This window comes from Pseudomonas sp. WJP1, from assembly GCF_028471945.1.
GTDB lineage: Bacteria > Pseudomonadota > Gammaproteobacteria > Pseudomonadales > Pseudomonadaceae > Aquipseudomonas.
The window spans coordinates 1,391,557-1,416,917 of record NZ_CP110128.1 but is presented as its reverse complement, the minus strand read 5'-3'; the positions used below and the strand labels follow the sequence as shown (position 1 = coordinate 1,416,917).

The window sequence follows — 25,361 nt, the reverse complement described above, 5'->3', positions numbered from 1 at the left end:
GATAGCCCTGGTATGCCTAGGCCTTCCTGGCAGCGCACTTACAATTGCCGGCATGATCTTATCAACTATAACCAAACCGACATCACTTACTGTCCGGCGAGCAATTTTCTGGCCATCAAACTTGCTCCTATTGCTTTCTTCGCTTTTTGGAATACTGATTATTGGCTTATTTGTGCTCGATACACGCCTTAGCATAGTCGCCGTCAGTCTTTATATAGGTGCAATTAGTCTAATATTGTCTGCTATCCCAAAACGAGTAGCAGACAATAATCTACAGTGACTCCCTTCAACACCGTCAAGCAGTCGCCGCAGAACCCACCGGCTCAACCACCGCCACCAACCCTTCCTTCATCCGCTTCGCATCCCTCACAAAACACCGCGACGCCAGTACCAGAAACACCATGGTGAAAAACAGCGCCACTGGGATCAGGTACATCGCGTCATGCAGGCCCACGGCCTTGAACGCCTCGGTCATCTGTTCGGCACCCGCCGCCAGCATCGCCGTGTGGGCAAAGTGATCGGACAACGCGCCGACCACCACTGGCCCCAACCCACCGCCCAACAGGTAAAGCCCGGCAAAGAACAAGGCCATGGCGGTGGCCCTCAGGCGCGGTTCGACCACATCCTGAATCGCTGTGTAGACGCAGGTATAGAAGTTATACGCAAACAGCCAGCCCACACTGAACACGGCCACGAACACCCCGATCTCGATTCGCCCCGAATGCAGCGCCCACGCCGTGCACAGGGTTGAGATAATCAGACTGAACGCAGCGAACAACAGACGACCGTTGGCAATTCGCTGATGAATCTTGTCCGCGACCCAGCCACCCAGGGTCAGGCCGACCAACCCGGTCACGCCGACGATCACCCCGGTCGCCACCGCCGCTTCCTGCAACGGCATCAGGAAATAGCGCTGCAGCATCGGCACCAGAAACGAATTGCAGGCATAGGTCGCGAAGTTGAAGCACAGCCCGGCCAGCACCAGCCACAGGAATGTCGGCACCGCCAGGATACGGCGGATAGGCCGGTCAACCTTCTCCTGCGACACCTGCACGCTTTCAGCCGCGCCGCGTTTCGGCTCCTTGATGAAAAACATGAAGATCGCCAGGATCAGCCCCGGTACCGCGGCAATGAAGAACGGTGCGCGCCAGCTGTCGAAGGCCTTGACCATCGCGCCGATGGTGAAGAACGCCAACAACAGGCCCAACGGCAGTCCGAGCATGAAAATGCCCATGGCCCGCGCCCGGCGATGCGCCGGAAACAAGTCACCGATCAGCGAGTTGGCGGCCGGTGCGTAACTGGCTTCGCCGATGCCGATGCCCATGCGCACGATCAGGAAACTCCAGAAGCTGCCGACCATGCCATTGACCGCGGTCAGGCCGCTCCACGCCGCCAGCCCCCAACCCATCAACTTGCTGCGCGAGCCGGTATCGGCCATTCGCCCCAGCGGCAGGCCTGCGATCGCGTAGACGATGGTGAAGGCCGTACCGATGATCCCCAGTTGAAAGTCGCTGAGGTGCCACTCCATGCGGATCGGTTCGATAATGATGGCCGGGATCGTGCGGTCGAAGAAGTTGAACAGGTTGGCCAGGAACAGCAGGAACAGAATGCGCCAGGCATTCGCCGCTTGGGTCGAGTTCTGCATGGGTCCGTCTCTTTTATTGTTATGGGGCTTCACTGCCAGTGCATCCGAGCCCGGAACCTGCAATCTAGTCAGGCGGGCCAGGACTGTCTGTAATTATTCGTAAAGCTGATACCCAACCATGGGGACAGACGCGGCCCATGCGACATTTTATTTCCAAACGAACTAAGGTCCATTCCAAAATCATTGGGAGACAATGTGCCACTATCCCTTGCGTTCAATCCACGGCCTCTATACTCCAACACATTCGCCAGCGTTGATTGCCGGCAAGGGAGACAACCACGGGGCATGCTATGGAGTGGCTTGGTCTGCATTTCACTACAGAGCTAGCAGAAAGCGGACAGGTCATACTCCATTGCGCACATGACCCTTTTCTGGTGCTGCTGGCTTTTCTGGTCGCCTGCGCCAGCTGTTTTGCCGCACTGGATATGGCCGAACGAATCAGCCATGCGCAAAAACCGGCTTCCCAACGCCTTTGGCGCTGGATCGGTGCCGGGTGCCTGGCCGGTGGAATCTGGGCCATGCACTTCATCGGCATGCTGGCGTTCCAGGCGCCGATCGACGTCCACTACCATTTGCCCATCACGCTCCTGTCGCTGTTGATCGCCCTATGTGCGTCGTGGCTGGCGATGCACACCCTCAGCTTGCCTGTCTTGAATGTCCGCCAATGCTGCAAGGCATCGTTCATTATTGGCCTGGGCATCGCCACCATGCACTACGTGGGCATGGCCGCCATGCGTTCGCAAGCGACGGCCTACTACCATCCGGCGCTGCTCGTCCTTTCCATTGTGATCGCCACCGGCGCCAGCCTGGCGTTACTGCTGCTGGCGAGCTACCTGCGCAATAGCGCGGGTATTTTTCACCAACTGCGCAAATACGCCGCCAGCCTGGTGCTGGGCGCAGGCATCATGAGCCTGCACTTCACCGGCATGGCCGCCTTCGACCTGGTCCTGCCAACCGGCAGCCAGGTGACTCAACCTTCCGAAAACAACCATCTGCAACTGGGCCTGACGGTAGCCGTCATGACACTGCTGATCATCGGCAGTTGCATCAGCGCAGCGCTGGCGGACAAGAAACTGCAGCACAAGGACCGTGACCTGCTGCGGGTCAACTCGCTACTCAGCCAACTGGACCAGGCGCGCATGTCCCTGCAACAGGTGGCGCACTACGACGCCCTGACCAACCTGGTCAACCGTCGCGGGTTCAACCAGCTCTTCGCCGAGAAGCTTTTGGAGCGTACTCATTCAGGCGGCATGCTCGCCGTCCTGTTCCTCGACATCGACCATTTCAAGCGAATCAACGACAGCCTCGGCCACGACGCCGGCGATGAACTGCTCAAGGTCCTCGCCCGGCACATCAAAAGCTCGGTACGCAGTCATGACGATGTGGTGGCACGCTTTGGTGGCGACGAATTCTGCATTCTCATCGACCTGCATGACCGTGAAGAGGCGCGGCAGATGGCCCAGCGCATCATGCTGAAAATGAAGGAACCCATCGAGCTGTCCGGGCGACGCATGGTCATGACCACCAGCATCGGTATCAGCGTGTTTCCCGAGGACGGCAAGACTTGTGAAGAACTGCTGAAAAACGCCGACCTGGCGCTGTATCAATCCAAGGACAGCGGCCGTAACGGTCTGAACTTCTTCAGTGCCAACCTCAAGGCTCGCGCCATGCTGGAACTGCAAATGGAGGAAGAACTGCGCCATGCCCTGCGCGAAGACACCGGCCTGATGCTCTATTACCAACCGATCCTTGACCTCAAGACCAACCAGGTCAGCAAGCTCGAAGCCTTGATCCGCTGGCAACACCCCGTCCACGGCTTCCTCGCGCCGGACCGTTTCATTGGCGTAGCAGAGGCCAATGGCCTGATTACCGAACTGGACAACTGGGTGCTGCGCAAGGCCTGCGTGGATCTGGGCGAGTTGGCGCGCCAGGGTTGCGGGCACCTGAAGATTGCCATCAATTGCTCCCCCCTGACCCTGGCGCGCGAAGAACTGAGCGACGAAATCTCACTCGCGTTGCGCAGTGCCGGGGTGGAGCCCCATCGACTGGAACTGGAGGTCACCGAGAGTGCGCTGATGGGCAACATAGCCGATACGCTGGTGTTGCTGCAGCAGATACGCGCCCTCGGCGTTTCGCTGTCGATCGATGACTTCGGCACCGGTTATTCATCCCTGGCTTACCTTAAGCGCTTGCCGCTGAACACGCTGAAGATCGACCGCTCATTCATCCAGGATATTCCGAAATCCACCCAGGACATGGAGATCGTCCAGGCCATCATCGTCATGGCCCACACCCTCCATCTGGATGTGGTTACCGAAGGTGTCGAAACCTTCGAGCAGTACCGGTTTCTCGAAGGCCACGGCTGCGACTTCGTCCAGGGTTACCTGCTCAGCAGGCCGGTCCCGCTGACCGAACTGCAGCCGGTGCTGAACGAAATCAACCAGCGCAAGCAGTCATGCACCGTCACGCACCTGGGTCGGGTTCACGGTACATCTGCACTAATGTAGACGGGTCTTTCTCCAGGAAACCTTGCCCACCGTGCAGGCGCATCAATTGCGCAGCCAAGCCGCTGATCGGCGTCGCCGAACCTTGTTCGCGGGAAAACTTCACCGCACCGTCCAGATCCTTCAGCAAAGTCCGCACGTGCCATTTGACCGGTTCGAAACGGCTCTCGGCCATTTGCGGAGCCAGGAACTGCAAGGGCCTTGAATCGGCAAACCCACCGGTCAGTGCCTCGGCGATCAGACTGGCGTCGACCCCGGAGCGCTCCGCCAAGGCCACCACTTCGGCGATGACCAGCGCGTTGCAGGCAACGATCATCTGGTTGCAGACCTTGGTCACCTGCCCTGCGCCCACGGCGCCCATGTGCGTCACGCGCTGGCCAAGACTCAACAAAACCGGTTTGACTCGCTCAAGGTCCGCCACGGTGCCGCCGACCATGATCGCCAGGCTGCCGGCTTCAGCGCCCACCACCCCGCCAGACACCGGTGCATCCAGCCAACCCATGCCGGTTTTGCCGAGTTCTGCCGCCATCTCCCGGGTCGCCGTGGGTTCCAGGCTGGAAAAATCCACCAGCAATTGATCCTTTTTCGCCCCCTCGGCAATGCCCGACTTGCCGAAAACCACCTCGCGAACCACCGCCGTATCCGCCAGGCACAACATGACTACTTCGGCGTGTTGGCACAACTCGGCAGGCGTGGCGACCTGGCGTGCACCGGCCTCGACCAGCGGCGCGCACTTGGCCGGATTGCGGTTCCACACAGTCAGTGGGTAACCCGCGGCGAGCAAACGCCGGCACATTGGCAGGCCCATCAGGCCGATTCCGGCAAAACCCAGGGCCGGTAGCGTTGACATCATTTTGCCTCCTTTTGATTAAAGAACACCGAATATTGGCCGATTCATCAAGATGCAGGAAAGGATTCCGCCGAGCGACGCGCAAGCTGACTGCGCCGCCCGGGACTAATACGCGCTGATAAAAGACGCGAGCTCTCATTCCGTGATGGTCGACGACAGTAGTCCGCGACCAACCAGCCCAGGTACATGGCGAACAATGACTTCCAAAAACAACCCGGCCCCTGCGCTTTCCGACCTGACGCTGAGCCCGGCGGCTAACAGCCCCGTACCCTCGAAGCCATTGACGCCGTCGCGCCCACTGGCGACCCAGCAATACCTGTACTTCACCGAAACCAACACCGATCGCATCCTCGACAACCTCGACGGCCTGCGCGACATGGTGTTCCCCCGCCCACCGCATCTGGAAGGCGACAACGAACAGCACAACGACCAGCAGTTCCCGTCAGTGTGCCTGATTGGCCTGGGCCGTTGCGGTTCGAACATCGCGCTGGATGTCGCGGAACTGGTCTACAACGCCCGCAAGTTCTACCTCAACGAGTTCAACAACGAAGACCGCCTCTCGCCAGACAAACGCTATTCGGAAAAGGGCTACAGCCCGGCACAGTGGATTCGTAACAATTTGCGCCTGGGGGCGAACAAGGCCACCAAACCGGTGTTCCTGGTAGAACCGCTGGTGATGCTGGGCGACCTGGACAAGGACATTGCCGGGCGTATCCGCTTCTCGCGCAAAGGCGAAAAAAGCGGGTTCCTGCGTGACTACAGCAAAATGAAAATCATGGACCTGTCGGAAGTCCATGCCGGGGGTGCCGGTAACGCGCCGATCCTCGGCCAGTACCTGGCCAAGATCATCCTGAACAAGGACACCCAGCGCTTCTCCAGCCCGGACTGGAAGATGATCCACTCGTACCTGATCGACAGCTGCGGCATCAAGGCCAACCAGTCGCGCCTGTACTTCTCGATCTTCAGTGCCGGCGGCGGCACCGGTTCAGGCATGGCCTCGGAGTTCGGCCTGGCCCAGCAACACTCGTACATGAACAAGACGTTCGACACCAAGCCGATGGACGAGCATGACAGCAAGAGTGGCCACGCCTTCGTCTTCGAGCCGATCTTCACCAGCGGCATCTGCGTATTGCCGAACATTTCCGATCACCGCAGTGAAATGTCCGAAGCGCTTCACATCAACGCCGGTCGCCTGCTGTGCAAATACCTGTCGGAGGAGTGGGACTTTTCCTACAACTTCGCCAACGAAGACAGCAGCGAAGCCAGTGTCATGGGCCGTATCCGCCCTTGGAACGCGATGATGCTGATTTCCAACGACATCATGCGCTATGCCGAAGAAAGCGATGACGGCAACATCCAGAACATCGACGTCAACGCGATGGAAAAGCATGCCAACCAGTACATCTCGCAGCAGATCTTCAACATCCTGACCGCGCAGGCGGTCACGACAGACTACGACCAGAACTATTTCCGCCGTGCCGGCATCGACATTGGCGAAACCATTCGCCTGGACGCCAACGACCTGTTCATGAGCCTGGCCGGCCCGGTAGCGATTGCCTACGCCGAGTCCGTGGTTCCGGAAACCCCGGCGCCTACCGGCGACAAATTCAAGGTGTTCGAGAAAGAGCCACAACGCCTGAACATCGACGACCTGTTCTTCCGCTCCATCGACCTGCCGCACTTCAATAAAGTCACCCAAGCCATCGAAGGCATCAGCCTGTTGCCGATCGAGTCCAAGCGCTATCGGGCGTCGCTGGAGCAGTACAAGAATTCGGGATATGACGCGGCGGCCCTGCACGACCTGCACTTCTTCAAGAACTGTTCGTCGGTAGTGTCGATCGTTTCCCTGCCCAAGGACTACAAGCTGTCCTACATGGACCTGAACCGGTTGAAGACGCACCTCAACAACCTGTTCCCCAACACCACGCTCAAGCGCTATGCACTGGTGATCGGTGCCTCGGCCAACCTGTCGCTGACCACCCTGATCGCCAAGAGCCCGTGCCTGTCGGACGATTTCCTGACCTTGATCGTGGCGTTCATCAAGCGTTGCTTTGCGCGTACCCCTTACCGCTTCGATGACACCCTGGACAACTCGGTCCTGGACTTCATCATCAACGAAGAATTCGATGAAAACCTGATCGACGACCTGCTCAACGAGTTCGAGAACCCGGCGAAAATTCTCGATACCAATTGGTATGCGATCAAACCGATGTACGAGAAGAAGTATCGCGAGCTGATCAACGACAAGGACAAGTTTGTCTCAATCAATGACATCCGCCTGTCCCGCGACTGCGTGAAAAAAGCGATCAAGTACCTGCGTGAGATCTATCGTCACCGGATTGGCAAGACTAAGGTTATTTCGCTGAATAACCATACGGGCAAGACTTTCTAAGCCCGACGCAACACCGAGTCGGCCCTATCGCGAGCAGGCTCGCTCCCACAGTTGACCGCGTTCCTTATGAATGAAATGCGATCCCTGTGGGAGCGAGCCTGCTCGCGATGGCGTCCTCAGAATCAACACACTTTCAACATCCAGAAACAATTGAGAAGCCGCTTGGTTGTCCCCGCAACTGTTCCCGTTACGTTTACGTCACCGTGAAGCGTGGCCTTTCTCTACGGCAACGTGCCATCACGCTACTCGGCTACACACTTATCCCCGCCAAGCCATCGCACCAATACGGTGCGACCATTCAAGCCGGCGCCTTTTCCTGGATCATGATCCACGGCGAAACCACCACTGCCCACAACGGCGGATCGCGTTCGAAAAGATCCAGCGCCCGCGTTTCAGACAGCTTGGCGACCTGGTCGGCGGCCAGCCAGGCAGCCACTTTCTCGCCGTCGTCGGTTGCCATGGCCTCGGCGGCAGCGATCAGATCAAGACTGGGGTCGACCCACAATAGGGCACCCTTGGCGAAGAACGGCTCCAACTCCTTCCAGGTAATAGATGCGGTTTCGCCAAGCAGCTTGGCATAGAGGGTGCTAGGTTCTTCAGTCATGGGTCCGGTCCGGAAAAGAAATCGACGCAATGATAACGTCGGTAGTCAGGCAGAAAAACCCAGAAGCAATTTGCATCACCGAATGAAAAGCGCAGGAAGGCCAGGGAATGCACGGAATATGGCTATAAGCCCGTCAAACCCCCGCCGCAATTCTGACTTTTTCTTTCAAAAAAGCGACACCTCCAAGTTTTGCCCCCTGGCGCCAGCTTCCCAGGCTGACAATCGGCGCTCTACACTGTACCGGTACAGTTGCCGAGGGGCTTTTCCGGGGAATGTCGTAGATACTTACCCGGTTCTGCCGCCTACGGCGCCAGGACTATAAAAATTACAACAGTAAGAGTGGAGCACTATGACTAAGGCTACTAAGCAGATTTCCAAACTGTTTGCCGCTATGGTTCTGGCCGGGGTTGCCAGCCATTCGTTCGCAGCTGACACCATCAAGATCGGCATCGCCGGCCCTAAAACCGGCCCTGTAGCCCAATATGGCGACATGCAGTTCAGCGGCGCCAAAATGGCCATTGAACAGATCAACGCCAAAGGCGGCGTAGACGGCAAGAAACTCGAAGCCGTTGAATACGATGACGCCTGTGATCCAAAACAAGCGGTAGCGGTCGCGAACAAAGTCGTCAACGACGGCGTGAAATTCGTGGTTGGCCACCTGTGCTCCAGCTCCACTCAACCGGCTTCGGACATCTACGAAGACGAAGGCGTGATCATGATCACCCCGGCTGCCACCAGCCCGGACATCACCAACCGTGGCTACAAAATGGTGTTCCGCACCATCGGCCTGGACAGCGCCCAGGGTCCTGCCGCCGGTAACTACATCGCCGACTTCGTCAAACCGAAAATCGTTGCTGTCCTGCACGACAAACAGCAATACGGTGAAGGCATCGCCTCTGCCGTGAAGAAAACCCTGGAAGGCAAAGGCGTCAAGGTTGCCGTGTTCGAAGGCGTCAACGCCGGCGACAAGGACTTCTCGTCGATGATCGCCAAGCTCAAGCAAGCCAACGTCGACTTCGTCTACTACGGCGGCTACCACCCGGAGCTGGGCCTGATCCTGCGTCAATCCCAGGAGAAAGGCCTGAAAGCCAAGTTCATGGGTCCGGAAGGCGTGGGTAACGACTCCATTTCGCAGATCGCCAAGGACGCCTCCGAAGGCCTGCTGGTGACCCTGCCGAAATCCTTCGACCAGGATCCGGCCAACGTTGCCCTGGCTGATGCGTTCAAGGCCAAGAAAGAAGATCCAAGCGGTCCGTTCGTGTTCCCGGCCTACTCGGCTGTGACCGTGATCGCCGACGGCATCAAGGCTGCCAAGTCCGAAGACTCTGCCAAAGTGGCTGAAGCCATCCACGCCGGCACCTTCAAGACACCTACCGGCGACCTGAGCTTCGACGAAAAAGGCGACTTGAAAGACTTCAAATTCGTGGTCTACGAGTGGCACTTCGGCAAACCAAAAACTGAAGCCAAGCCTCAGTAAGGCATTGCCTGACTGACTGCCAACAAAGCCCACGGCGTGCCGTGGGCTTTGTTTTACGAACGTATCTGGGCCGCGCTGGCGTGATCCGCTAGTCTCCCCACCTGAAAATCTCAAAACCGTCATCAGCGGTTCGCTGGCAAACTCCGGATTCGAAGTGGATGCAGATCCACGGGGCCCGGGCGGGAAAATGACTCCACCAGTGAAATGCGTATCAGGTTTTTAGGAGCGCTGTAATGCCTGACATCTATCACTTCTTCCAACAGCTGGTTAATGGTCTGACCATTGGCAGCACGTATGCCCTGATCGCCATCGGCTATACGATGGTTTACGGCATCATTGGAATGATCAACTTCGCCCACGGCGAGGTGTACATGATCGGCTCCTACGTGGCGTTCATCGCCATCGCCGGGCTGGCCATGCTGGGACTCGACAGTGTTCCGCTGTTGATGACCGCCGCTTTCCTGGCGACCATCGTCGTCACCAGTGCCTACGGCTACAGCATCGAACGGATCGCCTACCGCCCCTTGCGCGGCAGCAACCGTCTGATCCCGCTGATTTCCGCCATCGGCATGTCGATCTTCCTGCAGAACACGGTTCTGCTGGCGCAAGACTCCAAGGACAAATCCATCCCCAACCTGATTCCGGGCAACTTCGCCTTCGGGCCAGGTGGCGCACATGAAGTGCTGATTTCCTACATGCAAATCGTGGTGTTCGTGGTGACCCTGGTCGCCATGCTCGGCCTGACGCTGTTCATCTCCCGCTCTCGCCTGGGGCGCGCCTGCCGCGCCTGTGCCGAAGACATCAAGATGGCCAACCTGCTGGGTATCAACACCAACAACATCATCGCCCTGACCTTCGTCATCGGTGCCGCGCTGGCGGCCATCGCGGCCGTGCTGCTGAGCATGCAATACGGCGTGATCAACCCGAACGCCGGTTTCCTGGTCGGCCTCAAGGCCTTCACCGCCGCGGTACTGGGCGGTATCGGCAGCATACCGGGCGCCATGCTCGGCGGGCTGGTACTGGGCGTGGCGGAAGCCTTCGGTGCCGATATCTTCGGCGACCAGTACAAGGACGTCGTGGCCTTCGGCCTCTTGGTTTTGGTGTTGTTGTTCCGGCCAACCGGCCTGCTGGGCCGCCCGGAGGTTGAGAAAGTATGACTAGGAATCTTAAACAGGCGCTGTTCAGTGCCTTGCTGGTGTGGGCCGTTGCCTATCCGGTACTGGGTCTGAAGCTGAGCATCGTTGGCATCAACCTCGAAGTCCATGGCACTAGCACCGCCACGTTGATCACCATCGCCGTGTGCTCGGTGCTGATGTTCCTGCGCGTTCTGTTCGACCAGCAGATCAGCTCGGCCTGGCGCTCCTCGCCGAGCATGCCGCTGATTCCGGCCAAGGCCAGCAACTTCCTGACCCTGCCGACTACCCAGCGCTGGATCATCATTGCGCTGATCGCCGGCGCCCTGGTCTGGCCGTTCTTCGGCTCGCGCGGCGCGGTGGATATCGCGACGCTGGTGCTGATCTACGTGATGCTGGGCCTGGGCCTGAACATCGTGGTCGGTCTGGCTGGCCTGCTCGACCTTGGTTACGTCGGCTTCTACGCCGTCGGCGCCTACAGCTACGCGCTGCTGTCGCACTACTACGGCTTGAGCTTCTGGATCTGCCTGCCGATTGCCGGCCTGATGTCGGCCACCTTCGGCTTCCTCCTCGGTTTCCCGGTGCTGCGTCTGCGCGGTGACTACCTGGCGATCGTGACCCTGGGCTTCGGTGAAATCATCCGTCTGTTCCTGCGTAACCTGACCGGCCTCACGGGCGGTCCGAACGGCATCAGCAACATCGAGAAACCAACGTTCTTCGGCCTGACCTTCGAACGTAAAGCCGCTGAAGGGATGCAGACGTTCCACGAGTATTTCGGCATCGCCTACAACTCGATCAACAAGGTGATTTTCCTCTACCTGGTTGCCCTGTTGCTGGCGCTCGGCGCGCTGTTCGTCATCAACCGCCTGCTGCGCATGCCCCTGGGCCGTGCGTGGGAAGCCTTGCGTGAAGACGAAATCGCCTGCCGTGCACTGGGTCTGAACCCGACCGTGATCAAGCTTTCGGCGTTCACCCTTGGGGCCAGCTTTGCCGGTTTCGCCGGTAGTTTCTTCGCTGCCCGCCAAGGCCTGGTGACACCGGAGTCCTTCACCTTCATCGAGTCGGCGATCATCCTCGCCATCGTGGTGTTGGGTGGCATGGGCTCGCAGCTGGGTGTGATCCTCGCCGCGGTGGTGATGATCCTGCTGCCGGAAATGATGCGTGAGTTCAGTGAGTACCGCATGTTGATGTTCGGTGCCTTGATGGTACTGATGATGATCTGGCGCCCTCAGGGCCTGCTGCCCATGCAACGTCCTCACATGGAGCTGCGCAAATGAGCCGCGAGATCCTGAAAGTAGAAAACCTGAGCATGCGCTTCGGCGGCTTGCTGGCGGTCAACGGCGTTGCCTTGAGCGTGAAAGAGAAACAAGTGGTTGCATTGATCGGCCCCAACGGCGCCGGCAAGACCACCGTGTTCAACTGCCTGACCGGCTTCTACAAGCCGAGCGGCGGCAGCATCCTGCTCGACGGAGAGCAGATCGAAGGCCTGCCAGGCCACAAGATCGCCCTCAAGGGCGTGGTGCGCACCTTCCAGAACGTGCGGTTGTTCAAGGACATGACCGCGGTCGAGAACCTCTTGATCGCCCAGCATCGCCACCTGAACACCAACTTCCTGTCCGGCCTGTTCAAGACCCCGGGGTTTCGCAAGAGCGAACGCGAGGCCATGGAATTCGCCGAGTACTGGCTGGAAAAGGTCAACCTCAAGGAGTTCGCCAACCGTCCGGCCGGCACCCTGGCCTACGGTCAGCAACGACGCCTGGAAATCGCCCGCTGCATGATGACCCGTCCACGGATCCTCATGCTCGACGAACCGGCCGCCGGCCTGAACCCGAAGGAAACCGAAGACCTCAAGGCGCTGATCAGCGTGTTGCGTGAAGAGCACAACGTCACCGTGCTGCTGATCGAGCACGACATGAAACTGGTCATGAGCATTTCCGACCACATCGTCGTGATCAACCAGGGCACGCCTCTGGCCAACGGTACGCCGGAACAGATCCGCGACAATCCTGAAGTGATCAAAGCCTACCTGGGGGAAGCGTAAATGCTGCAGTTCGAAAACGTTTCCACCTTCTACGGCAAGATCCAGGCCCTGCACAGCGTCAACGTCGAAGTCCGCCAGGGCGAGATCGTGACCCTGATCGGCGCCAACGGTGCCGGCAAGTCCACCCTGTTGATGACCCTGTGCGGTTCGCCGCGGGCCCACAGCGGCAGCATCCGCTACATGGGTGAGGAACTCGTCGGGCAGGATTCTTCGCAGATCATGCGCAAGAGCATTGCCGTGGTGCCGGAAGGCCGTCGGGTGTTTTCCCGCCTGACCGTGGAAGAAAACCTCTCCATGGGTGGCTTCTTCACCGCCAAGGGCGACTATCAGGAACAGATGGACAAGGTCCTCGGACTTTTCCCACGCCTGAAAGAACGCTTCGCCCAACGTGGCGGCACCATGTCCGGTGGCGAACAGCAAATGCTCGCCATCGGCCGTGCGCTGATGAGCAAACCCAAGCTGCTGCTGCTCGACGAGCCTTCGCTGGGCCTGGCCCCGATCATCATCCAGCAGATCTTCGATATCATCGAGCAGCTGCGCAAGGACGGTGTAACGGTGTTCCTGGTCGAGCAGAACGCCAACCAGGCCCTGAAAATCGCTGACCGTGCCTACGTATTGGAAAACGGCCGGGTGGTGATGACAGGCACCGGTGAAGCGCTGCTGACCGATCCGAAAGTGCGTGAAGCGTACCTCGGTGGCTAAGCCTCGGCGTTAAACAAAAAAACGGCCTTCACGGGCCGTTTTTTTTGCCTGCCACAATCCCGCCAACAATGAAAACCCACTGTAGGAGCGAGCCTGCTCGCGAAGAACTGGAGGGCGCTGCGTTCATCCAGACAGCCCACGTCATCGTTAACATCCATCGCGAGCAGGCTCGCTCCTACAGGGGTTATGTGAGCGTTTAGAGTCTGTCCAGCGCTTCGCCACTGCGCTTGAACCACCCCATCAGATAGTCCGCCAGCACGTGCGTGCGCTTGGGCAACCCGCCCTGATACGGATGCACCAGATACATCGGCATACTCCGGGTCTGATAATCACGCAGCAGCCAGCGCAAACGTCCGTCAGCCAATTCCGCCGGCAATGCGTAGGAAGGCAAACGGGCAATGCCGGCGCCAGCCAGCGCGGCTTTTTTCAACAGGTTGTAATGGTTGCTGGCGAACGGCCCCGAAACCCGCACCCGCAACAGTTCGTGTTGTTGGTGATACAACCACTCCTCCCGACCACTGTAGTGGCTGTTGAGCAGGCACCGGTGCTCGGCCAGCGCCTGCGGGGTCTGCGGTTCACCGTATTGCTCCAGATAGGCCGGACTGGCGCAGGTCAGTTCCCGCCACGCCAGTAGCGGGCGCGCCACCAGGCGCTGGTCGATCGCGACATCGGAGCGGATCGCCAGATCGAAGCCGTCACGGGACAGATCGCGATAGTTGTTGCTGAGCTCCAGCTCGATCTGCACCTCGGGATACTGGGCGGAGAACTCCAGCAGCAAGCCATCGAAGAAAGTTTCCCCCAGCGACACTGGAACCGTCATCCGCACAGGGCCGGCCATGTCGTCCTTCAGCCGTGCCAGGGCCTGGCGCGCGCGCTCGACTTGCACCACCAGCGCCTGGGCCTGGGGCAACAACGCAGCGCCCGCCGCCGTCAGGCTCAAGCGCCGGGTGGTGCGCTGCAGCAGGACCACGGAAAACTGCGCTTCCAACTGGCTGATGCGCTTTGACAACTGGCCCTTGCTGCAACCCAATTGCTGCGCCGCCAAGGTAAAACTGCCCGCTTCGACCAACACGGCGAATGCCGCCAGGTCATCCATCTCGCTCATGGATTGTTTCCATTTGAAAACCAAAGGTTGCCTATTAGTGCGCTTATCCGCAGAAAAAACCACTCTAAACTGAAACCTCACTCAATCGATACGAGGATAGGCCCGCATGAAAATTCTTTTGATCGGCGCAGGCGGCACCATCGGTTCGGCCGTCGACAAGGAACTGTCCCAGCGCCACGAGATCGTGCGCATCGGCCGCAACAGCGGTGATTTCCAGGTGGATATCAGTGACAGCGCCTCGATTCGCAAGCTGTTTGAGCAAACCGGCAAGTTCGATGCACTGGTGTGCGCCGCTGGCAACGTGACCTTCGCGCCATTGGATGAAATGACCGAAGAGAGTTTCGCCCTGGGCCTGAAAGACAAGTTGATGGGCCAGGTCAACTTGCTGCTGATCGGTCGTGAGTTCGCCAATGACGGTGCGTCCTTCACCTTTACCACTGGCGTATTGAGCCACGACCCGATCCGCAGCGGCGCCTCCGCAGCGCTGGTCAACGGTGCCCTGGACAGCTTTGTCCGTGCCGCGGCCATCGAATTGCCGCGCGGCCTGCGGGTGAACTCGATCAGCCCGAACGTGCTGGTCGAAGCCATGGGCAAATACGCACCCTACTTCCGCGGCTTCAAACCGGTTCCGGCGGCTGATGTGGCATTGGCCTACGCCAAGAGCGTCGAAGGCTTGCAGACCGGCCAGACCTTTCACATCTGAACAAACCCAAGGTGCGGCGCTGACTCAGCGTCGCATCAGGTTGCCGGCGGCTCCAGCAGCGTAGGCAGCAGATTGTCAGCGATCTCGCGCGGTACGGATATCATCAAACCGGGGCCTCTGATCACCGATTGAACCGTCGAGGTCGACACCAGGATGCCGTTGATGGACAGGCGCAAAGACTGGTGCATTTCCTGACGCGTTACCTGTTCCAGACGGCTTTGCGCATCGGGGCTAAGTACGACCTTGAGCGCAATGGATTGCGGATTCGGATCATCGACCCGTTTGAGCTCCAGGTTCATTTCCATAAAGTCAGATCTGGACGAAAGATCAATGTCTGCCGCCAGACATTGCATCGCGCCTTTCACCCTGGTGGTTCAAGTACAGCTGAATGTTTCTTTCGCAGCGCGGTTTCCCATGCAAGTCCAACTCATGGGTTGTGATGAACGGTCAGGCTGAGTAACGTGACGGCACTTGTCAGGAGACCCCACGATGCGTGCTGCCCGTTCCTTAGTCCTCGTTGCCTTTCTTCCGCTGTTCGCCGCCTGCCAGTTGTTCGATGGCGCGCGGGAAAGCGCTTCCCACGCAGGCCAGACCCGCATGCAGGGCCAGTTGAGCGCCGCCGAGGGCAAACTGATGTTCCAACCATGCGGCGAGCAGAAACGTTATGCGGTCAACGACACCGGCGCAACTAGCGTCCTGCAACAGGCCGCGAGCCTGGCCGATGCCCAGGGCAAACTGTTTGCCGATGTGCGCGGGCGGATCGTTTCCGGTTCCGGCGACGGGCAACTGGACCTCGAACAGCTGTACCGCGTCGAGCGTTCGGGCAATGCCTGTGCCGATCCCGACTTCAAGAAGCTGATCCTGCGCACCGCCGGCCATACCCCCGAGTGGAGCGTGAGGGTCACCGGCAAAGGCATGGTCCTCGAACGCGCCGGCCAGGCGCCGTTGGCCGTACCCTACGTCGAGGAGCAATTGGGCGATGGCCGCTTCAACCTCAGCACCGAAGCCAACCAGCAGCACATCGAACTGTGGGTCGCACCGCAACGCTGCGTCGACAGCAGAACCGGCAGCATCCAGCACATGAGTGCCGAACTGCGAATCAACGGCCAGGTGCAACGTGGTTGCGGGTATTTCGGCGGATCGCGCGACGACTGATCGTTTAAGCCTCACGGGCCTGCGCCTTTGAGGCTTATAATCGCCGGTTTCAAACGCCCTGGCGCAGTTGTGCGCCCCGCGAACCGGATCCTGCCATGTTACGAATCACCGAACTCAAGCTGCCGATCGACCATCCCGATGAAGACCTGCGCCCTGCCATCCTGCAGCGCCTGGGCATCAGCAGCGATGACTTGCTCGACTTCACCCTGTTCAAGCGCAGCTACGATGCACGCAAAAAGTCCTCGGAGCTGTGCTTCATCTACACCATCGACCTCGATGTTCGCGATGAAGCGGCGGTGCTGCACAAGTTCGCCGATGACCGTAACGTCAACGTGGCACCGGATGTCAGCTACAAAATGGTCGGTCAGGCGCCGGCCGACCTGAGCGTGCGCCCTGTTGTGGTCGGTTTTGGTCCGTGCGGGATTTTCGCCGGGCTGCTGCTGGCGCAAATGGGCTTCAAGCCGATCATCCTCGAACGCGGCACCGAAGTGCGCCAGCGCACCAAGGACACCTGGGGCCTGTGGCGTAAAAGCGTGCTCAACCCCGAGTCCAACGTGCAATTCGGCGAGGGCGGCGCGGGGACATTCTCCGACGGCAAGCTCTACAGCCAGATCAAGGACCCGAAGTTCATCGGGCGCAAAGTGCTCAATGAGTTCGTCAAGGCCGGCGCCCCGGAAGAAATCCTCTACGTCAGCAAACCGCACATCGGTACGTTCCGTCTGACGGGCGTTGTGGAAAACATGCGTGAGCAGATTCGCGCCATGGGCGGCGAAGTGCGCTTCCAGCAGCGAGTGACCGACGTACTGATCGAGGACGGCCAACTGGTTGGCGTCGAACTCGATGGCGGCGAACAGATCCATTCGAAACACGTGATCCTGGCCCTCGGCCACAGCGCCCGTGACACCTTCCGCATGCTCCACGGCCGTGGCGTGTTCATGGAAGCCAAGCCGTTCTCGGTAGGTTTCCGCATCGAGCACCCGCAGTCGCTGATCGACCGCGCGCGCCTGGGCAAGTACGCCGGCCACCCGAAACTCGGTGCCGCCGACTACAAACTGGTGCACCACGCCAAGAACGGCCGTTCCGTCTACAGCTTCTGCATGTGCCCGGGCGGCACGGTGGTGGCGGCGACGTCCGAGCCGAACCGCGTGGTCACCAATGGCATGAGCCAGTACTCGCGTAACGAGCGCAACGCCAACTCCGGGATCGTTGTCGGGATTACCCCGGAAGTCGATTACCCGGGCGGCCCGCTGGCCGGTATCGAGTTGCAGGAACGCCTGGAATCCCACGCCTTTGTGCTCGGCGGCAGCAACTACGAGGCACCGGCGCAACTGGTCGGCGACTTTATCGCCGGCAAGCCGTCCACCGAACTGGGCAGCGTCGAACCGTCCTACAAGCCGGGCGTTGCCCTGGGTGACCTGGCGCTGGCCTTGCCCGCCTTCGCCATCGAAGCGATTCGCGAAGCCTTGCCGGCGTTCGAGAAACAGATTCGCGGTTACTCGCTGCACGATGCCGTGTTGACCGGGATCGAGACCCGTACTTCGTCGCCACTGCGCATCACCCGCAACGAATCGATGCAAAGCCTGAACGTCAAGGGCTTGTTCCCGGCCGGTGAAGGCGCGGGTTACGCGGGCGGGATTCTGTCGGCGGGTGTGGATGGGATTCGCATTGCCGAAGCCGTGGCCAGGGACATCCTGGGCCTCGAAGCCTAACGCAAATCCCCTGTGGGAGCGAGCCTGCTCGCGATAGCGGACTATCAGTCAACATCATCGTTGAATGACACTCCGCTATCGCGAGCAGGCTCGCTCCCACATGGGGCCTTCATTGTCTGAAAGATCTTAGATATTGGCGCGCAACACGCTTGCCGGCAGCGGCTCGCCGCGCTCAACCGTCGCTTTAACCGCGTCAATCAACCCGCTCAGCTCAAACCCCTCGGCCTTGAGCCACGCCTGATCGTAATACGTCGTGGCGTAGCGCTCGCCGCTGTCGCACAGAATTGCCACGATCGACCCCTCCTCTCCCGCCGCTGCCATCTGCTGCGCCGCCATCAAGGCGCCGATCAGGTTGGTTCCGCTCGATCCACCAACGTGACGCCCCAGGCGTTCAGCCAGGTAATGCATGGCTGCCAGCGACAATGCGTCCGGCACCTTGACCATCGCATCGATGACCTTGGGCAGGAATGACGCCTCCACCCGGGGCCGGCCAATGCCCTCGACCCGCGAACCGTGATCCAGGCGCAGACTGGCATCGCCGCTCTGGTAGTAATCGAAAAACACCGAACGTTCGGCATCGGCACACAACACGCGGGTGGCGTGCTGGCGATAGCGTACGTAACGTCCCAGGGTCGCCGTCGTGCCCCCAGTGCCGGGGCTGGACACCAGCCAGCTCGGCTCCGGGTGCTTTTCGAAGCGCATCTGCTGGAAGATCGATTCGGCGATGTTGTTGTTCGCCCGCCAGTCGGTCGCGCGCTCGGCGTAGGTGAACTGGTCGATAAAGTGGCCGTCGTGTTCGCGCGCCAGGCGCTCGGACTCGGCGTAGATCTGCGTAGGGTCCGCGACCAGGTGCGTCTGCCCGCCATAGAACGCGATCTGCGCAATCTTCTCCCTCGACGTGCTGGCCGGCACCACGGCAATGAACGGTACCCCCAGCAAACGCGCGAAGTAGGCCTCGGAAATCGCCGTCGAACCGCTGGACGCCTCGATCACCGGCGCACCGGGCTTGAGCCAGCCATTGCACAGCGCATACAGGAACAGCGACCGCGCCAGACGGTGCTTCAGGCTGCCGGTGGGATGGCTCGACTCATCCTTGAAGTACAACTCGATGCCTGCAAAACCTGGCAGCGACAAAGGGATCAGGTGAGTGTCGGCGCTGCGCTGGAAATCCGCTTCGATGATCCGGATGGCTTCGCGGGACCACTGTCGGTTGTCGCTCATGGTGGTTTACTCGATGGGTCGGGCAATAGGCGGCCTTTTCACAAGCCTCAACCTCCAAGCTTAGGAAAAATCCTACATCCAGCACAGATACAGCTGAGTTCCAATACGTCCGGCAACTGCTAGGCTCAGGTCCTTGCCGCAGAATTGCGCTGTTACGACATATAACAAAAAAGAATATAACTTTTGTTTTAACAACTAACGGTACGGGTTAGGGTGTGCCACCTTTTGACTTTATCGATGGAGAGCGACCTTGCCTCTGCGTAGCACGTTCACGCGTTTCTTTCAGCTGGAAGCTGCCAGCGGTCTGCTATTGATCGCCGCAGCTGTCCTCGCGCTGATCATCAACAACTCCGCCCTGTCGTGGCTTTACAACGACCTGCTGGAAACCCCCGTCGTCGCTCAGGTCGGCGCGCTGAAAATCGCCAAGCCGCTGCTGCTGTGGATCAACGACGGGCTGATGGCGATGTTCTTCCTGCTGATCGGGCTGGAGGTCAAGCGCGAAGTCCTCGACGGGCAACTGTCCAAGCCGTCGCAGATCGTCCTGCCCGGCGCGGCCGCCATTGGCGGCATGGTCGTGCCGGCGCTGATCTACTGGTTCCTCAACCGTGACAACCCGCCAGCCCTGAACGGCTGGGCGATCCCGACGGCCACCGACATCGCTTTCGCGCTGGGTGTACTGGCGCTGCTGGGCAAACGCGTGCCGGTGTCGCTGAAGCTGTTCCTGATGACCCTGGCGATCATCGACGACCTCGGCGCCATCGTTATCATCGCGATCTTCTATTCCGGCGCGCTGTCGACCCTGTCCCTGGCCCTGGCCGCCGCCTGCATCGCGGCGCTGATCGGGATGAACCGGCTCGGCGTGGTGAAGCTCGGGCCGTACATGATCATCGGCCTGATCCTCTGGGTCTGCGTGCTCAAGAGCGGTGTACATGCCACGCTGGCGGGCGTGACCCTGGCTTTCTGCATCCCGTTGCGCACGAAAAACGCCGAACCGTCACCCCTGCTGACACTGGAACACGCGCTGCACCCCTGGGTGGCCTACGGCATCCTGCCGTTGTTCGCCTTCGCCAACGCCGGCCTGTCCCTGAGTGGCGTGACCGCCGAAAGCTTCACCCATGACGTACCAATGGGCATCGCGGTCGGCCTGCTGCTGGGCAAGACCGTCGGCGTGTATGGCCTGACCTGGCTGGCGGTGAAAACCGGCATCGCCGCCCTGCCCCTGGGGGCCAATTGGGGCCAGGTGCTGGGGGTCGCGATTCTCTGCGGCATCGGCTTCACCATGAGCCTGTTCGTCGGTTCGCTGGCCTTTGAACCGGGCGTCAGTGACTACGCCGGGATGGACCGGATGGGGATCCTGACCGGTTCGATTCTGGCGGCGCTGATAGGTTATGCCGTGACGGCAGCGGCGAGTCGCAAGTCTGTGCTGCAAGCTGCGTAACCCGGACGCCGGAAATTCTGTAGGGGCGAACATGCTCGCTCCTACAGGGCCAGCTTTCGCACAACACTATCGGATTCTTCCTACGATCTTTACGGATGCTGCCTGCATAAGTCTCCAGGCCTTTCTCGATAACTTTGCGATTTCTGACCCGTGCCTTCTGCTTAATCCAGGCACGGTCAAATTCAGTAATGTTGGAGAGGGTTATGGCGCTGCGTCAGGAACTGATGCCCCCGCATCTTTGCGAATCCAGGGTATCTCGCCTTGCAGACCTTGCGGCCGAAATTGCTGGCGCAGACCAGTATCGAACCAGGAGTCAGTTGGCTGAATTCAATCGAGAGGCCATGACCCACCTGACCTTTCTCGACTTTCAAGGCCTTTACGGGGCCCAGGATCATGACACATGGGTTCGCCAGATCCTGGCGGCTCCTTATGAACGACGCCTGAGGGACATCTCCCAATCTGAACTGATCGAAATCGCTCGAAGAGTCATGAATGCCGATAGCCCGGTACATGCCACCGACTTGTGGCTGAAAATGTTGGTACTCAATATTCCGGATGCTCGTATTTCCGATCTTTTTTTCTGGCCCGGTGAATATTCTGGCGATGGAGACAATGCTCGAGAACTCACGCCGGAGCAGATAATCGAAACTGCCCTGAAGAACAGCGATTTGTAACCTGATGCGGGAAACCGGCGCAAAAGAAAACCCCGACCAGTCACCCTGATCGGGGTTTTCTTTTACCCGTACCCCCGCTTAGTGGGAAACGCGGCTGGTGCCATCAACCGTGGCAATGCGCACGCGCTCGCCGACACGGAACACTTCGTTTTCCTGAACCTGTTGCACGTAGGCGCGCATGCTGCCGTCATCTTCGCGCACTGTGATTTCCACGCCCTGGGTACGGGTCAGGCCTTCTTCAGTGGCCGAGCCCAGCAGGCCGCCGGCAACTGCACCGATGACTGCAGCGACGATGCTGCCTTTACCGCCGCCGATGGCGCTGCCGCCGACGCCGCCGACCACTGCACCCGCAGCACCGCCGATCGGGGTTTTGGTACCTTCGATTTTCACCGGTCGCAGGGCTTCGATGGTGCCCATGCGAATCGTCTGCACGCGACGCGCTTCGTCACGGGAATAGGAGTCACCGGTCAGGCTCGATTGGCAGCCAGTGAGCAACATCGCCATGGTAGAAAAGGAAGCAACCAGCAGAACAGACTTACGCATAGCATCAACTCCAAAGGACAAGTAACCATTAAACTCCCCAGCTTGACGCCTGTCACGGCCTTGCCCGGAGAAAATTGCTTCGATTCAGGCTCCGTACAGGCCGTCTGCGAACTCACCACACAGTAGCGGCCTTTACTCAACACTGCGCCACTGACGGGGATTTATATGGATTACTTTATCATTGTCGTCACGACCGTCGCCGGACTGTACTTCCATGGCTGGCTGTATGTACGCATCCGACGCTGGATGGACCGGGACCTGGCGTTAGCGCTGGCGGGCAAGGACGAGCAGAAGAAAGCATTCATGCTCGAACGGTTGGCGAGCGCTCAGGCGCAGAAAATCAAGCGTCGAGACCTGCCGCAGTGGCTTGAGGCCGCAGCGGCAGGTTATCCCGAGCGGTAGACTGCTTAAGGAGCCAGACGTTCAAGAATCCAGCTGGCACCCTGCAGGCGATAGTTGAGGCGGTCGTGCAGGCGGCTTGGGCGGCCTTGCCAGAACTCGATGCGTTCTGACAGCAGACGATAACCGCCCCAGTGTTCAGGGCAGTGAGGCTGGGTATCGCTGAAACGTTGCTCGGTATCCTTGAGCAGCGACTCCAGTTCATTGCGATCGGCGATCACCCGGCTCTGCGGCGAAGCCCAGGCACCCAGGCGGCTGCCTAGCGGGCGGACCTGATAGTACGCGTCGGACTCCTCGGGAGTAACCTTCACCACCCGACCTTCAATCCGCACCTGACGCTCCAGGGTTGGCCAGAAAAACGTCATGGCGGCGAATGGATTCGCCTCCAGCTGCTGGCCTTTGGCGCTGTCGTAGTTGGTGAAAAAGGTGAAGCCCTGCGCATCCAGGCCCTTGAGCAGCAGAATGCGGCAATGCGGCCGCCCGTCCTGGTCGACAGTGGCCAAGGTCATGGCATTGGCCTCCACCGGTGCCTGCTCGGTTTTCACCGCGTCGGCAAACCATTGGTGGAACAGCGCAAACGGCTCGGCCGGCGCTTGCGCCTCGGTCAGGCCATCACGGGTGTAGTCGCGGCGCATATCAGCCAGGGCCTTGGTCATGGCGCATTCCTTATGGTTAACGAATCACTTCTTTGTGGAATCGGCGGCGACCTTCGTCGAGTCGGCAGCGGCTTTGGCCGGTGCAGTCTTTTTCGCTGGCGTCGCGGTTTTAGCCGGTGCCTTCTTGGCTGGAGCCTTGGCGGCTTTCTTGGCCGGCGCTTTTTTCGCGACCGGTGCAGCCGCTTTCTTCGCATCGGCAGGTGCTGGAGTCACAGGCTTGGCCACCGGTTTGATGTCCTGGGCCGCGACCATGCGCACAGGCGCCGGAGCCGGCATATTGTACTTGCTCAGCAGCGCGACCATGGTGTTTTGCGGCGTGACCAACAGCTCCACCCGACGGTTCAAGGCACGACCTTCAACGCTGTCGTTGGCGGCACGCGGGGCTTCGCCGCCCATGCCGCGCAGCATCAGGCGATCACGCTGCAGACCGCTGAGACGGAAGATTGCAGCCACGGACTGCGCACGTTCCTGACTCAGCTTCACATTAGCGGGCGCGGCACCCGAGGTATCGCTGTGGCCGAGTACCAGCACGGCCGTCTTCGGGTCGGCTTCAAGGATTTTCGCAACGCGAGTGAACGGGCCGAGCACCACCGGCAGCAGCATGGCCGGACGGTCCGGGTTGAACGAGCCTTCTACCGGCGCGGTTACCACCAATACGTTTTCACGGCGCTCGAGTTGCAGGTTGCTGTCCTTGATCGCTGTACGCAGGCGCGGCTCGTAGTCATCAAGCCAGGCCTGGGTGACTTTCGGATCCGGCATCGGCACGGCTTTGGCAGTGCTCTGCTCTTTGCCACCGAACGGCCACCACCACTTGCCACCCGCATCGGCCTCAGCCTTGGCCTTGGCCACTTCGACCGGCTTGGCTGCAGGTTTTACTTCCGGTTTTTTATCGAGCGCTTCCTCGGAGCCGAACGGCCAATACCAAGGACTGGAACTTTCAGCCTTGGCAACCGGCGCGGCCACCGGTTTCAGCGGTGCCGGGGTTGGGGTCGGGGCTGGAGCCGGTGTCTTGGTCGCGACTTTGTCGGACGACCCGAACGGCCACCAGCTGCCGCCGTCTACATCACTTTTAGGAGTCTGTGCGCAACCAGTAATAGCGAAGCACAGTGCCAAGGCGAGGGTGGGTTTGGTTGACATTGGATATCCACAAAAATGAGGTAATAAAGATCAGGCCGAATCGGCCCGCATAAACAGACGCTTGGAAACTGAAAAGGCTGTCGGGTTCCAGCTCCGGAACCTTTAAGCGTGATTTACAGACAAGTGGCCAGTACCCGCACAAGCCTTTGTGCGCGCGGATCCATCAAGACGTACGGCCCCAGGGTATTTGTCACAAATCCGAACGCCACATCATGCTCGGGGTCAGCGAACCCAACGGAACCGCCAGCGCCCGGATGCCCGAACGCTCGCGCGCCCAGGCCGAAGGTGGCATTGGGCACATCCGGTTGATCGAGCATGCAGCCCAGGCCGAAGCGGGTCCGGGTCAACAACGTCTTGTCCTCGCCAAGGCTGTGCTCACGGGTCAGTTCGTCGAGTAACTCGCCTTCGAGCAGGCTGCCATCGAGCAACCCGGTGTAGAACCCGGCCAGGCTGCGGGCATTGCCATGGCCATTGGCTGCCGGCTGCTGCATGCGCCGCCACTCCGGCTTGTTGGTGCTGGTCAGCACCGAGGGCGGATTGGTGAACGCGCGGGTGGTCATGGCCGTTGGCTCGCGCATGGTCACTTGCAGCAGACGCTGGGCCGCCGCATCGCCGACATTGCCCTTGCCGCGGGCAATGTGCGCCACGCGATGAAACTCTTCATCGGCCAGGCCGACATGAAAATCCAGGCCCAACGGTTTGGCAACCCGCGCCACGATGGACTCACCCGGGCCGCGGCCGTCAGCACGGCGCAGCAGCTCGCCGATCAGCCAGCCATAAGTGATTGCCGCATAACCGTGGCCTTCACCGGGCGTCCACCAGGGTGTTTCGGCGGCCAGCGCCTCGACCATGGTTTGCCAGTCGTAGAGCGCTTCAGGGGCCAACAGCTCGCGCAACGCCGGCAGGCCGGCCTGATGGCAAAGCAGCTGGCGCAAGGTGACCGATTCTTTGCCAGCGGCGGCGAATTCAGGCCAGTAGCGAGCCACCGGGGCATCCAGTTGCAACTTGCCTTCGGCCACCAGTTGCAGGGCGGTGACGGCGGTGAAGGTCTTGGTGCAGGAGAACAGGTTGGCGATGGTGTCGCTGTGCCAGGCTTCGGCCCCGTCCTTGTCGGCGGTGCCGGACCACAGGTCGACGACGGTTTCGCCGCCGATCTGGATGCACAACGCGGCGCCACGTTCCTGAGGATCGTCGAACAGCGCCGCGAACGCTTCACGCACTGCCTCGAACTTAAGCTCGTAATGACCCTGAATCTGCACCCGCAACTCCCCGC

General features: G+C 60.0%; 23 protein-coding genes. 13 read left to right on the top strand and 10 right to left on the bottom strand.

Annotated elements, in window-relative coordinates; genetic code table 11:
• Positions 1-295 precede the first annotated feature (295 nt).
• Positions 296-1,645: a spinster family MFS transporter gene (locus tag OH720_RS06420; RefSeq protein WP_272604945.1), complete on the bottom strand. Its 1,350-nt coding sequence runs from the start codon at positions 1,643-1,645 to the stop codon at positions 296-298.
• Between the two features lie 290 nt (positions 1,646-1,935).
• Between OH720_RS06420 and OH720_RS06415 the strand changes: the two genes are divergently transcribed.
• Positions 1,936-4,152 (top strand): putative bifunctional diguanylate cyclase/phosphodiesterase, encoded by a 2,217-nt coding sequence (locus tag OH720_RS06415; RefSeq protein WP_272604944.1) that lies wholly within the window; start codon positions 1,936-1,938, stop codon positions 4,150-4,152.
• On the opposite strand, the gene OH720_RS06410 is transcribed toward OH720_RS06415, so the two are convergent.
• Positions 4,109-5,002, bottom strand: coding sequence for an NAD(P)-dependent oxidoreductase (locus tag OH720_RS06410; RefSeq protein ID WP_272604943.1), 894 nt, complete (start codon positions 5,000-5,002; stop codon positions 4,109-4,111). The genes OH720_RS06415 and OH720_RS06410 overlap by 44 nt on opposite strands.
• A gap of 193 nt (positions 5,003-5,195) precedes the next feature.
• Here OH720_RS06410 and OH720_RS06405 point away from each other — a divergent pair, with 193 nt between their 5' ends.
• Positions 5,196-7,391: a hypothetical protein gene (locus OH720_RS06405; RefSeq protein WP_272604942.1), complete on the top strand. Its 2,196-nt coding sequence runs from the start codon at positions 5,196-5,198 to the stop codon at positions 7,389-7,391.
• Between the two features lie 298 nt (positions 7,392-7,689).
• Here the strand turns inward: OH720_RS06405 and OH720_RS06400 are convergent, their stop codons facing one another.
• Positions 7,690-7,995, bottom strand: a complete 306-nt coding sequence (locus tag OH720_RS06400; RefSeq protein WP_272604941.1) for a DUF2288 domain-containing protein — start codon at positions 7,993-7,995, stop codon at positions 7,690-7,692.
• A gap of 349 nt (positions 7,996-8,344) precedes the next feature.
• Here OH720_RS06400 and OH720_RS06395 point away from each other — a divergent pair, with 349 nt between their 5' ends.
• From OH720_RS06395 to OH720_RS06375, 5 genes are all read left to right on the top strand, one after another.
• On the top strand, positions 8,345-9,472 hold the full coding sequence (locus OH720_RS06395) for a branched-chain amino acid ABC transporter substrate-binding protein (protein WP_180203131.1): 1,128 nt from the start codon (positions 8,345-8,347) through the stop codon (positions 9,470-9,472).
• Between the two features lie 233 nt (positions 9,473-9,705).
• On the top strand, positions 9,706-10,629 hold the full coding sequence (livH, locus tag OH720_RS06390; protein ID WP_007947264.1) for a high-affinity branched-chain amino acid ABC transporter permease LivH: 924 nt from the start codon (positions 9,706-9,708) through the stop codon (positions 10,627-10,629).
• Entirely contained in the window at positions 10,626-11,882 is a 1,257-nt protein-coding gene (locus tag OH720_RS06385; RefSeq protein WP_110748910.1) for a high-affinity branched-chain amino acid ABC transporter permease LivM, read from the top strand. The genes livH and OH720_RS06385 overlap by 4 nt, the downstream gene beginning before the upstream one ends.
• A complete protein-coding gene (gene livG, locus OH720_RS06380) occupies positions 11,879-12,646 on the top strand; it encodes a high-affinity branched-chain amino acid ABC transporter ATP-binding protein LivG (protein WP_008056845.1) in 768 nt (255 codons plus the stop codon). Before OH720_RS06385 ends, livG begins: the two co-directional genes overlap by 4 nt.
• Positions 12,647-13,348, top strand: coding sequence for an ABC transporter ATP-binding protein (locus OH720_RS06375; protein WP_111281490.1), 702 nt, complete (start codon positions 12,647-12,649; stop codon positions 13,346-13,348).
• Positions 13,349-13,544: 196 nt separating this feature from the next.
• Here OH720_RS06375 and OH720_RS06370 read toward each other — a convergent pair whose 3' ends face one another.
• Positions 13,545-14,453 (bottom strand): LysR family transcriptional regulator, encoded by a 909-nt coding sequence (locus OH720_RS06370; protein ID WP_272604940.1) that lies wholly within the window; start codon positions 14,451-14,453, stop codon positions 13,545-13,547.
• A 106-nt stretch (positions 14,454-14,559) separates the two neighbouring features.
• On the opposite strand from OH720_RS06370, the gene OH720_RS06365 reads away from it, so the two are divergent.
• Complete coding sequence (locus tag OH720_RS06365; RefSeq protein WP_008056834.1) at positions 14,560-15,156, top strand: short chain dehydrogenase; 597 nt, start codon at positions 14,560-14,562, stop codon at positions 15,154-15,156.
• 35 nt (positions 15,157-15,191) lie between these two features.
• Here OH720_RS06365 and OH720_RS06360 read toward each other — a convergent pair whose 3' ends face one another.
• Entirely contained in the window at positions 15,192-15,461 is a 270-nt protein-coding gene (locus tag OH720_RS06360) for a hypothetical protein (protein ID WP_272604939.1), read from the bottom strand.
• 184 nt (positions 15,462-15,645) lie between these two features.
• Between OH720_RS06360 and OH720_RS06355 the strand changes: the two genes are divergently transcribed.
• Both OH720_RS06355 and OH720_RS06350 read left to right on the top strand, forming a co-directional pair.
• The gene (locus OH720_RS06355) at positions 15,646-16,311 is read left to right on the top strand and encodes a COG3650 family protein (protein WP_272604938.1); all 666 of its coding nucleotides are present in this window, start codon (positions 15,646-15,648) and stop codon (positions 16,309-16,311) included.
• Between the two features lie 95 nt (positions 16,312-16,406).
• A complete protein-coding gene (locus tag OH720_RS06350) occupies positions 16,407-18,020 on the top strand; it encodes an NAD(P)/FAD-dependent oxidoreductase (RefSeq protein ID WP_272604937.1) in 1,614 nt (537 codons plus the stop codon).
• 126 nt (positions 18,021-18,146) lie between these two features.
• Here the strand turns inward: OH720_RS06350 and OH720_RS06340 are convergent, their stop codons facing one another.
• Positions 18,147-19,241: a PLP-dependent cysteine synthase family protein gene (locus tag OH720_RS06340; protein ID WP_272604936.1), complete on the bottom strand. Its 1,095-nt coding sequence runs from the start codon at positions 19,239-19,241 to the stop codon at positions 18,147-18,149.
• A gap of 250 nt (positions 19,242-19,491) precedes the next feature.
• Here OH720_RS06340 and nhaA point away from each other — a divergent pair, with 250 nt between their 5' ends.
• Together nhaA and OH720_RS06330 are read left to right on the top strand one after the other, a co-directional pair.
• Positions 19,492-20,679, top strand: coding sequence for a Na+/H+ antiporter NhaA (gene nhaA, locus OH720_RS06335; protein ID WP_272604935.1), 1,188 nt, complete (start codon positions 19,492-19,494; stop codon positions 20,677-20,679).
• A gap of 203 nt (positions 20,680-20,882) precedes the next feature.
• A complete protein-coding gene (locus OH720_RS06330; RefSeq protein WP_272604934.1) occupies positions 20,883-21,353 on the top strand; it encodes a hypothetical protein in 471 nt (156 codons plus the stop codon).
• Positions 21,354-21,431: 78 nt separating this feature from the next.
• Here OH720_RS06330 and OH720_RS06325 read toward each other — a convergent pair whose 3' ends face one another.
• Entirely contained in the window at positions 21,432-21,896 is a 465-nt protein-coding gene (locus OH720_RS06325) for a glycine zipper 2TM domain-containing protein (RefSeq protein WP_008056824.1), read from the bottom strand.
• 165 nt (positions 21,897-22,061) lie between these two features.
• Here OH720_RS06325 and OH720_RS06320 point away from each other — a divergent pair, with 165 nt between their 5' ends.
• On the top strand, positions 22,062-22,298 hold the full coding sequence (locus OH720_RS06320) for a hypothetical protein (RefSeq protein ID WP_272604933.1): 237 nt from the start codon (positions 22,062-22,064) through the stop codon (positions 22,296-22,298).
• A 5-nt stretch (positions 22,299-22,303) separates the two neighbouring features.
• Here the strand turns inward: OH720_RS06320 and pdxH are convergent, their stop codons facing one another.
• From pdxH to OH720_RS06305, 3 genes are all read right to left on the bottom strand, one after another.
• Positions 22,304-22,951 carry a pyridoxamine 5'-phosphate oxidase gene (gene pdxH, locus OH720_RS06315; RefSeq protein WP_272604932.1) on the bottom strand — a complete coding sequence of 216 codons (648 nt, stop codon included), beginning with the start codon at positions 22,949-22,951 and terminating at the stop codon, positions 22,304-22,306.
• Positions 22,952-22,975: 24 nt separating this feature from the next.
• Positions 22,976-24,088 (bottom strand): OmpA family protein, encoded by a 1,113-nt coding sequence (locus tag OH720_RS06310; RefSeq protein ID WP_272604931.1) that lies wholly within the window; start codon positions 24,086-24,088, stop codon positions 22,976-22,978.
• Between the two features lie 113 nt (positions 24,089-24,201).
• Positions 24,202-25,347: a serine hydrolase domain-containing protein gene (locus OH720_RS06305; RefSeq protein ID WP_272604930.1), complete on the bottom strand. Its 1,146-nt coding sequence runs from the start codon at positions 25,345-25,347 to the stop codon at positions 24,202-24,204.
• Positions 25,348-25,361 lie beyond the last annotated feature (14 nt).

Bases quoted from the DNA above. Each gene is read 5' to 3' on its own strand.
- OH720_RS06385 (WP_110748910.1), top strand. From the start codon at position 10,626: ATGACTAGGAATCTTAAACAGGCGCTGTTCAGTGCCTTGCTGGTGTGG.
- OH720_RS06370 (WP_272604940.1), bottom strand. From the start codon at position 14,453: ATGAGCGAGATGGATGACCTGGCGGCATTCGCCGTGTTGGTCGAAGCG.
- OH720_RS06400 (WP_272604941.1), bottom strand. From the start codon at position 7,995: ATGACTGAAGAACCTAGCACCCTCTATGCCAAGCTGCTTGGCGAAACC.
- OH720_RS06410 (WP_272604943.1), bottom strand. From the start codon at position 5,002: ATGATGTCAACGCTACCGGCCCTGGGTTTTGCCGGAATCGGCCTGATG.
- livH (WP_007947264.1), top strand. From the start codon at position 9,706: ATGCCTGACATCTATCACTTCTTCCAACAGCTGGTTAATGGTCTGACC.
- OH720_RS06420 (WP_272604945.1), bottom strand. From the start codon at position 1,645: ATGCAGAACTCGACCCAAGCGGCGAATGCCTGGCGCATTCTGTTCCTG.
- pdxH (WP_272604932.1), bottom strand. From the start codon at position 22,951: ATGACCAAGGCCCTGGCTGATATGCGCCGCGACTACACCCGTGATGGC.
- OH720_RS06395 (WP_180203131.1), top strand. From the start codon at position 8,345: ATGACTAAGGCTACTAAGCAGATTTCCAAACTGTTTGCCGCTATGGTT.
- OH720_RS06310 (WP_272604931.1), bottom strand. From the start codon at position 24,088: ATGTCAACCAAACCCACCCTCGCCTTGGCACTGTGCTTCGCTATTACT.
- OH720_RS06375 (WP_111281490.1), top strand. From the start codon at position 12,647: ATGCTGCAGTTCGAAAACGTTTCCACCTTCTACGGCAAGATCCAGGCC.
- OH720_RS06365 (WP_008056834.1), top strand. From the start codon at position 14,560: ATGAAAATTCTTTTGATCGGCGCAGGCGGCACCATCGGTTCGGCCGTC.
- OH720_RS06340 (WP_272604936.1), bottom strand. From the start codon at position 19,241: ATGAGCGACAACCGACAGTGGTCCCGCGAAGCCATCCGGATCATCGAA.
- OH720_RS06320 (WP_272604933.1), top strand. From the start codon at position 22,062: ATGGATTACTTTATCATTGTCGTCACGACCGTCGCCGGACTGTACTTC.
- OH720_RS06360 (WP_272604939.1), bottom strand. From the start codon at position 15,461: ATGGAAATGAACCTGGAGCTCAAACGGGTCGATGATCCGAATCCGCAA.
- OH720_RS06325 (WP_008056824.1), bottom strand. From the start codon at position 21,896: ATGCGTAAGTCTGTTCTGCTGGTTGCTTCCTTTTCTACCATGGCGATG.
- OH720_RS06355 (WP_272604938.1), top strand. From the start codon at position 15,646: ATGCGTGCTGCCCGTTCCTTAGTCCTCGTTGCCTTTCTTCCGCTGTTC.
- OH720_RS06405 (WP_272604942.1), top strand. From the start codon at position 5,196: ATGACTTCCAAAAACAACCCGGCCCCTGCGCTTTCCGACCTGACGCTG.
- OH720_RS06350 (WP_272604937.1), top strand. From the start codon at position 16,407: ATGTTACGAATCACCGAACTCAAGCTGCCGATCGACCATCCCGATGAA.
- livG (WP_008056845.1), top strand. From the start codon at position 11,879: ATGAGCCGCGAGATCCTGAAAGTAGAAAACCTGAGCATGCGCTTCGGC.
- OH720_RS06415 (WP_272604944.1), top strand. From the start codon at position 1,936: ATGGAGTGGCTTGGTCTGCATTTCACTACAGAGCTAGCAGAAAGCGGA.
- OH720_RS06330 (WP_272604934.1), top strand. From the start codon at position 20,883: ATGGCGCTGCGTCAGGAACTGATGCCCCCGCATCTTTGCGAATCCAGG.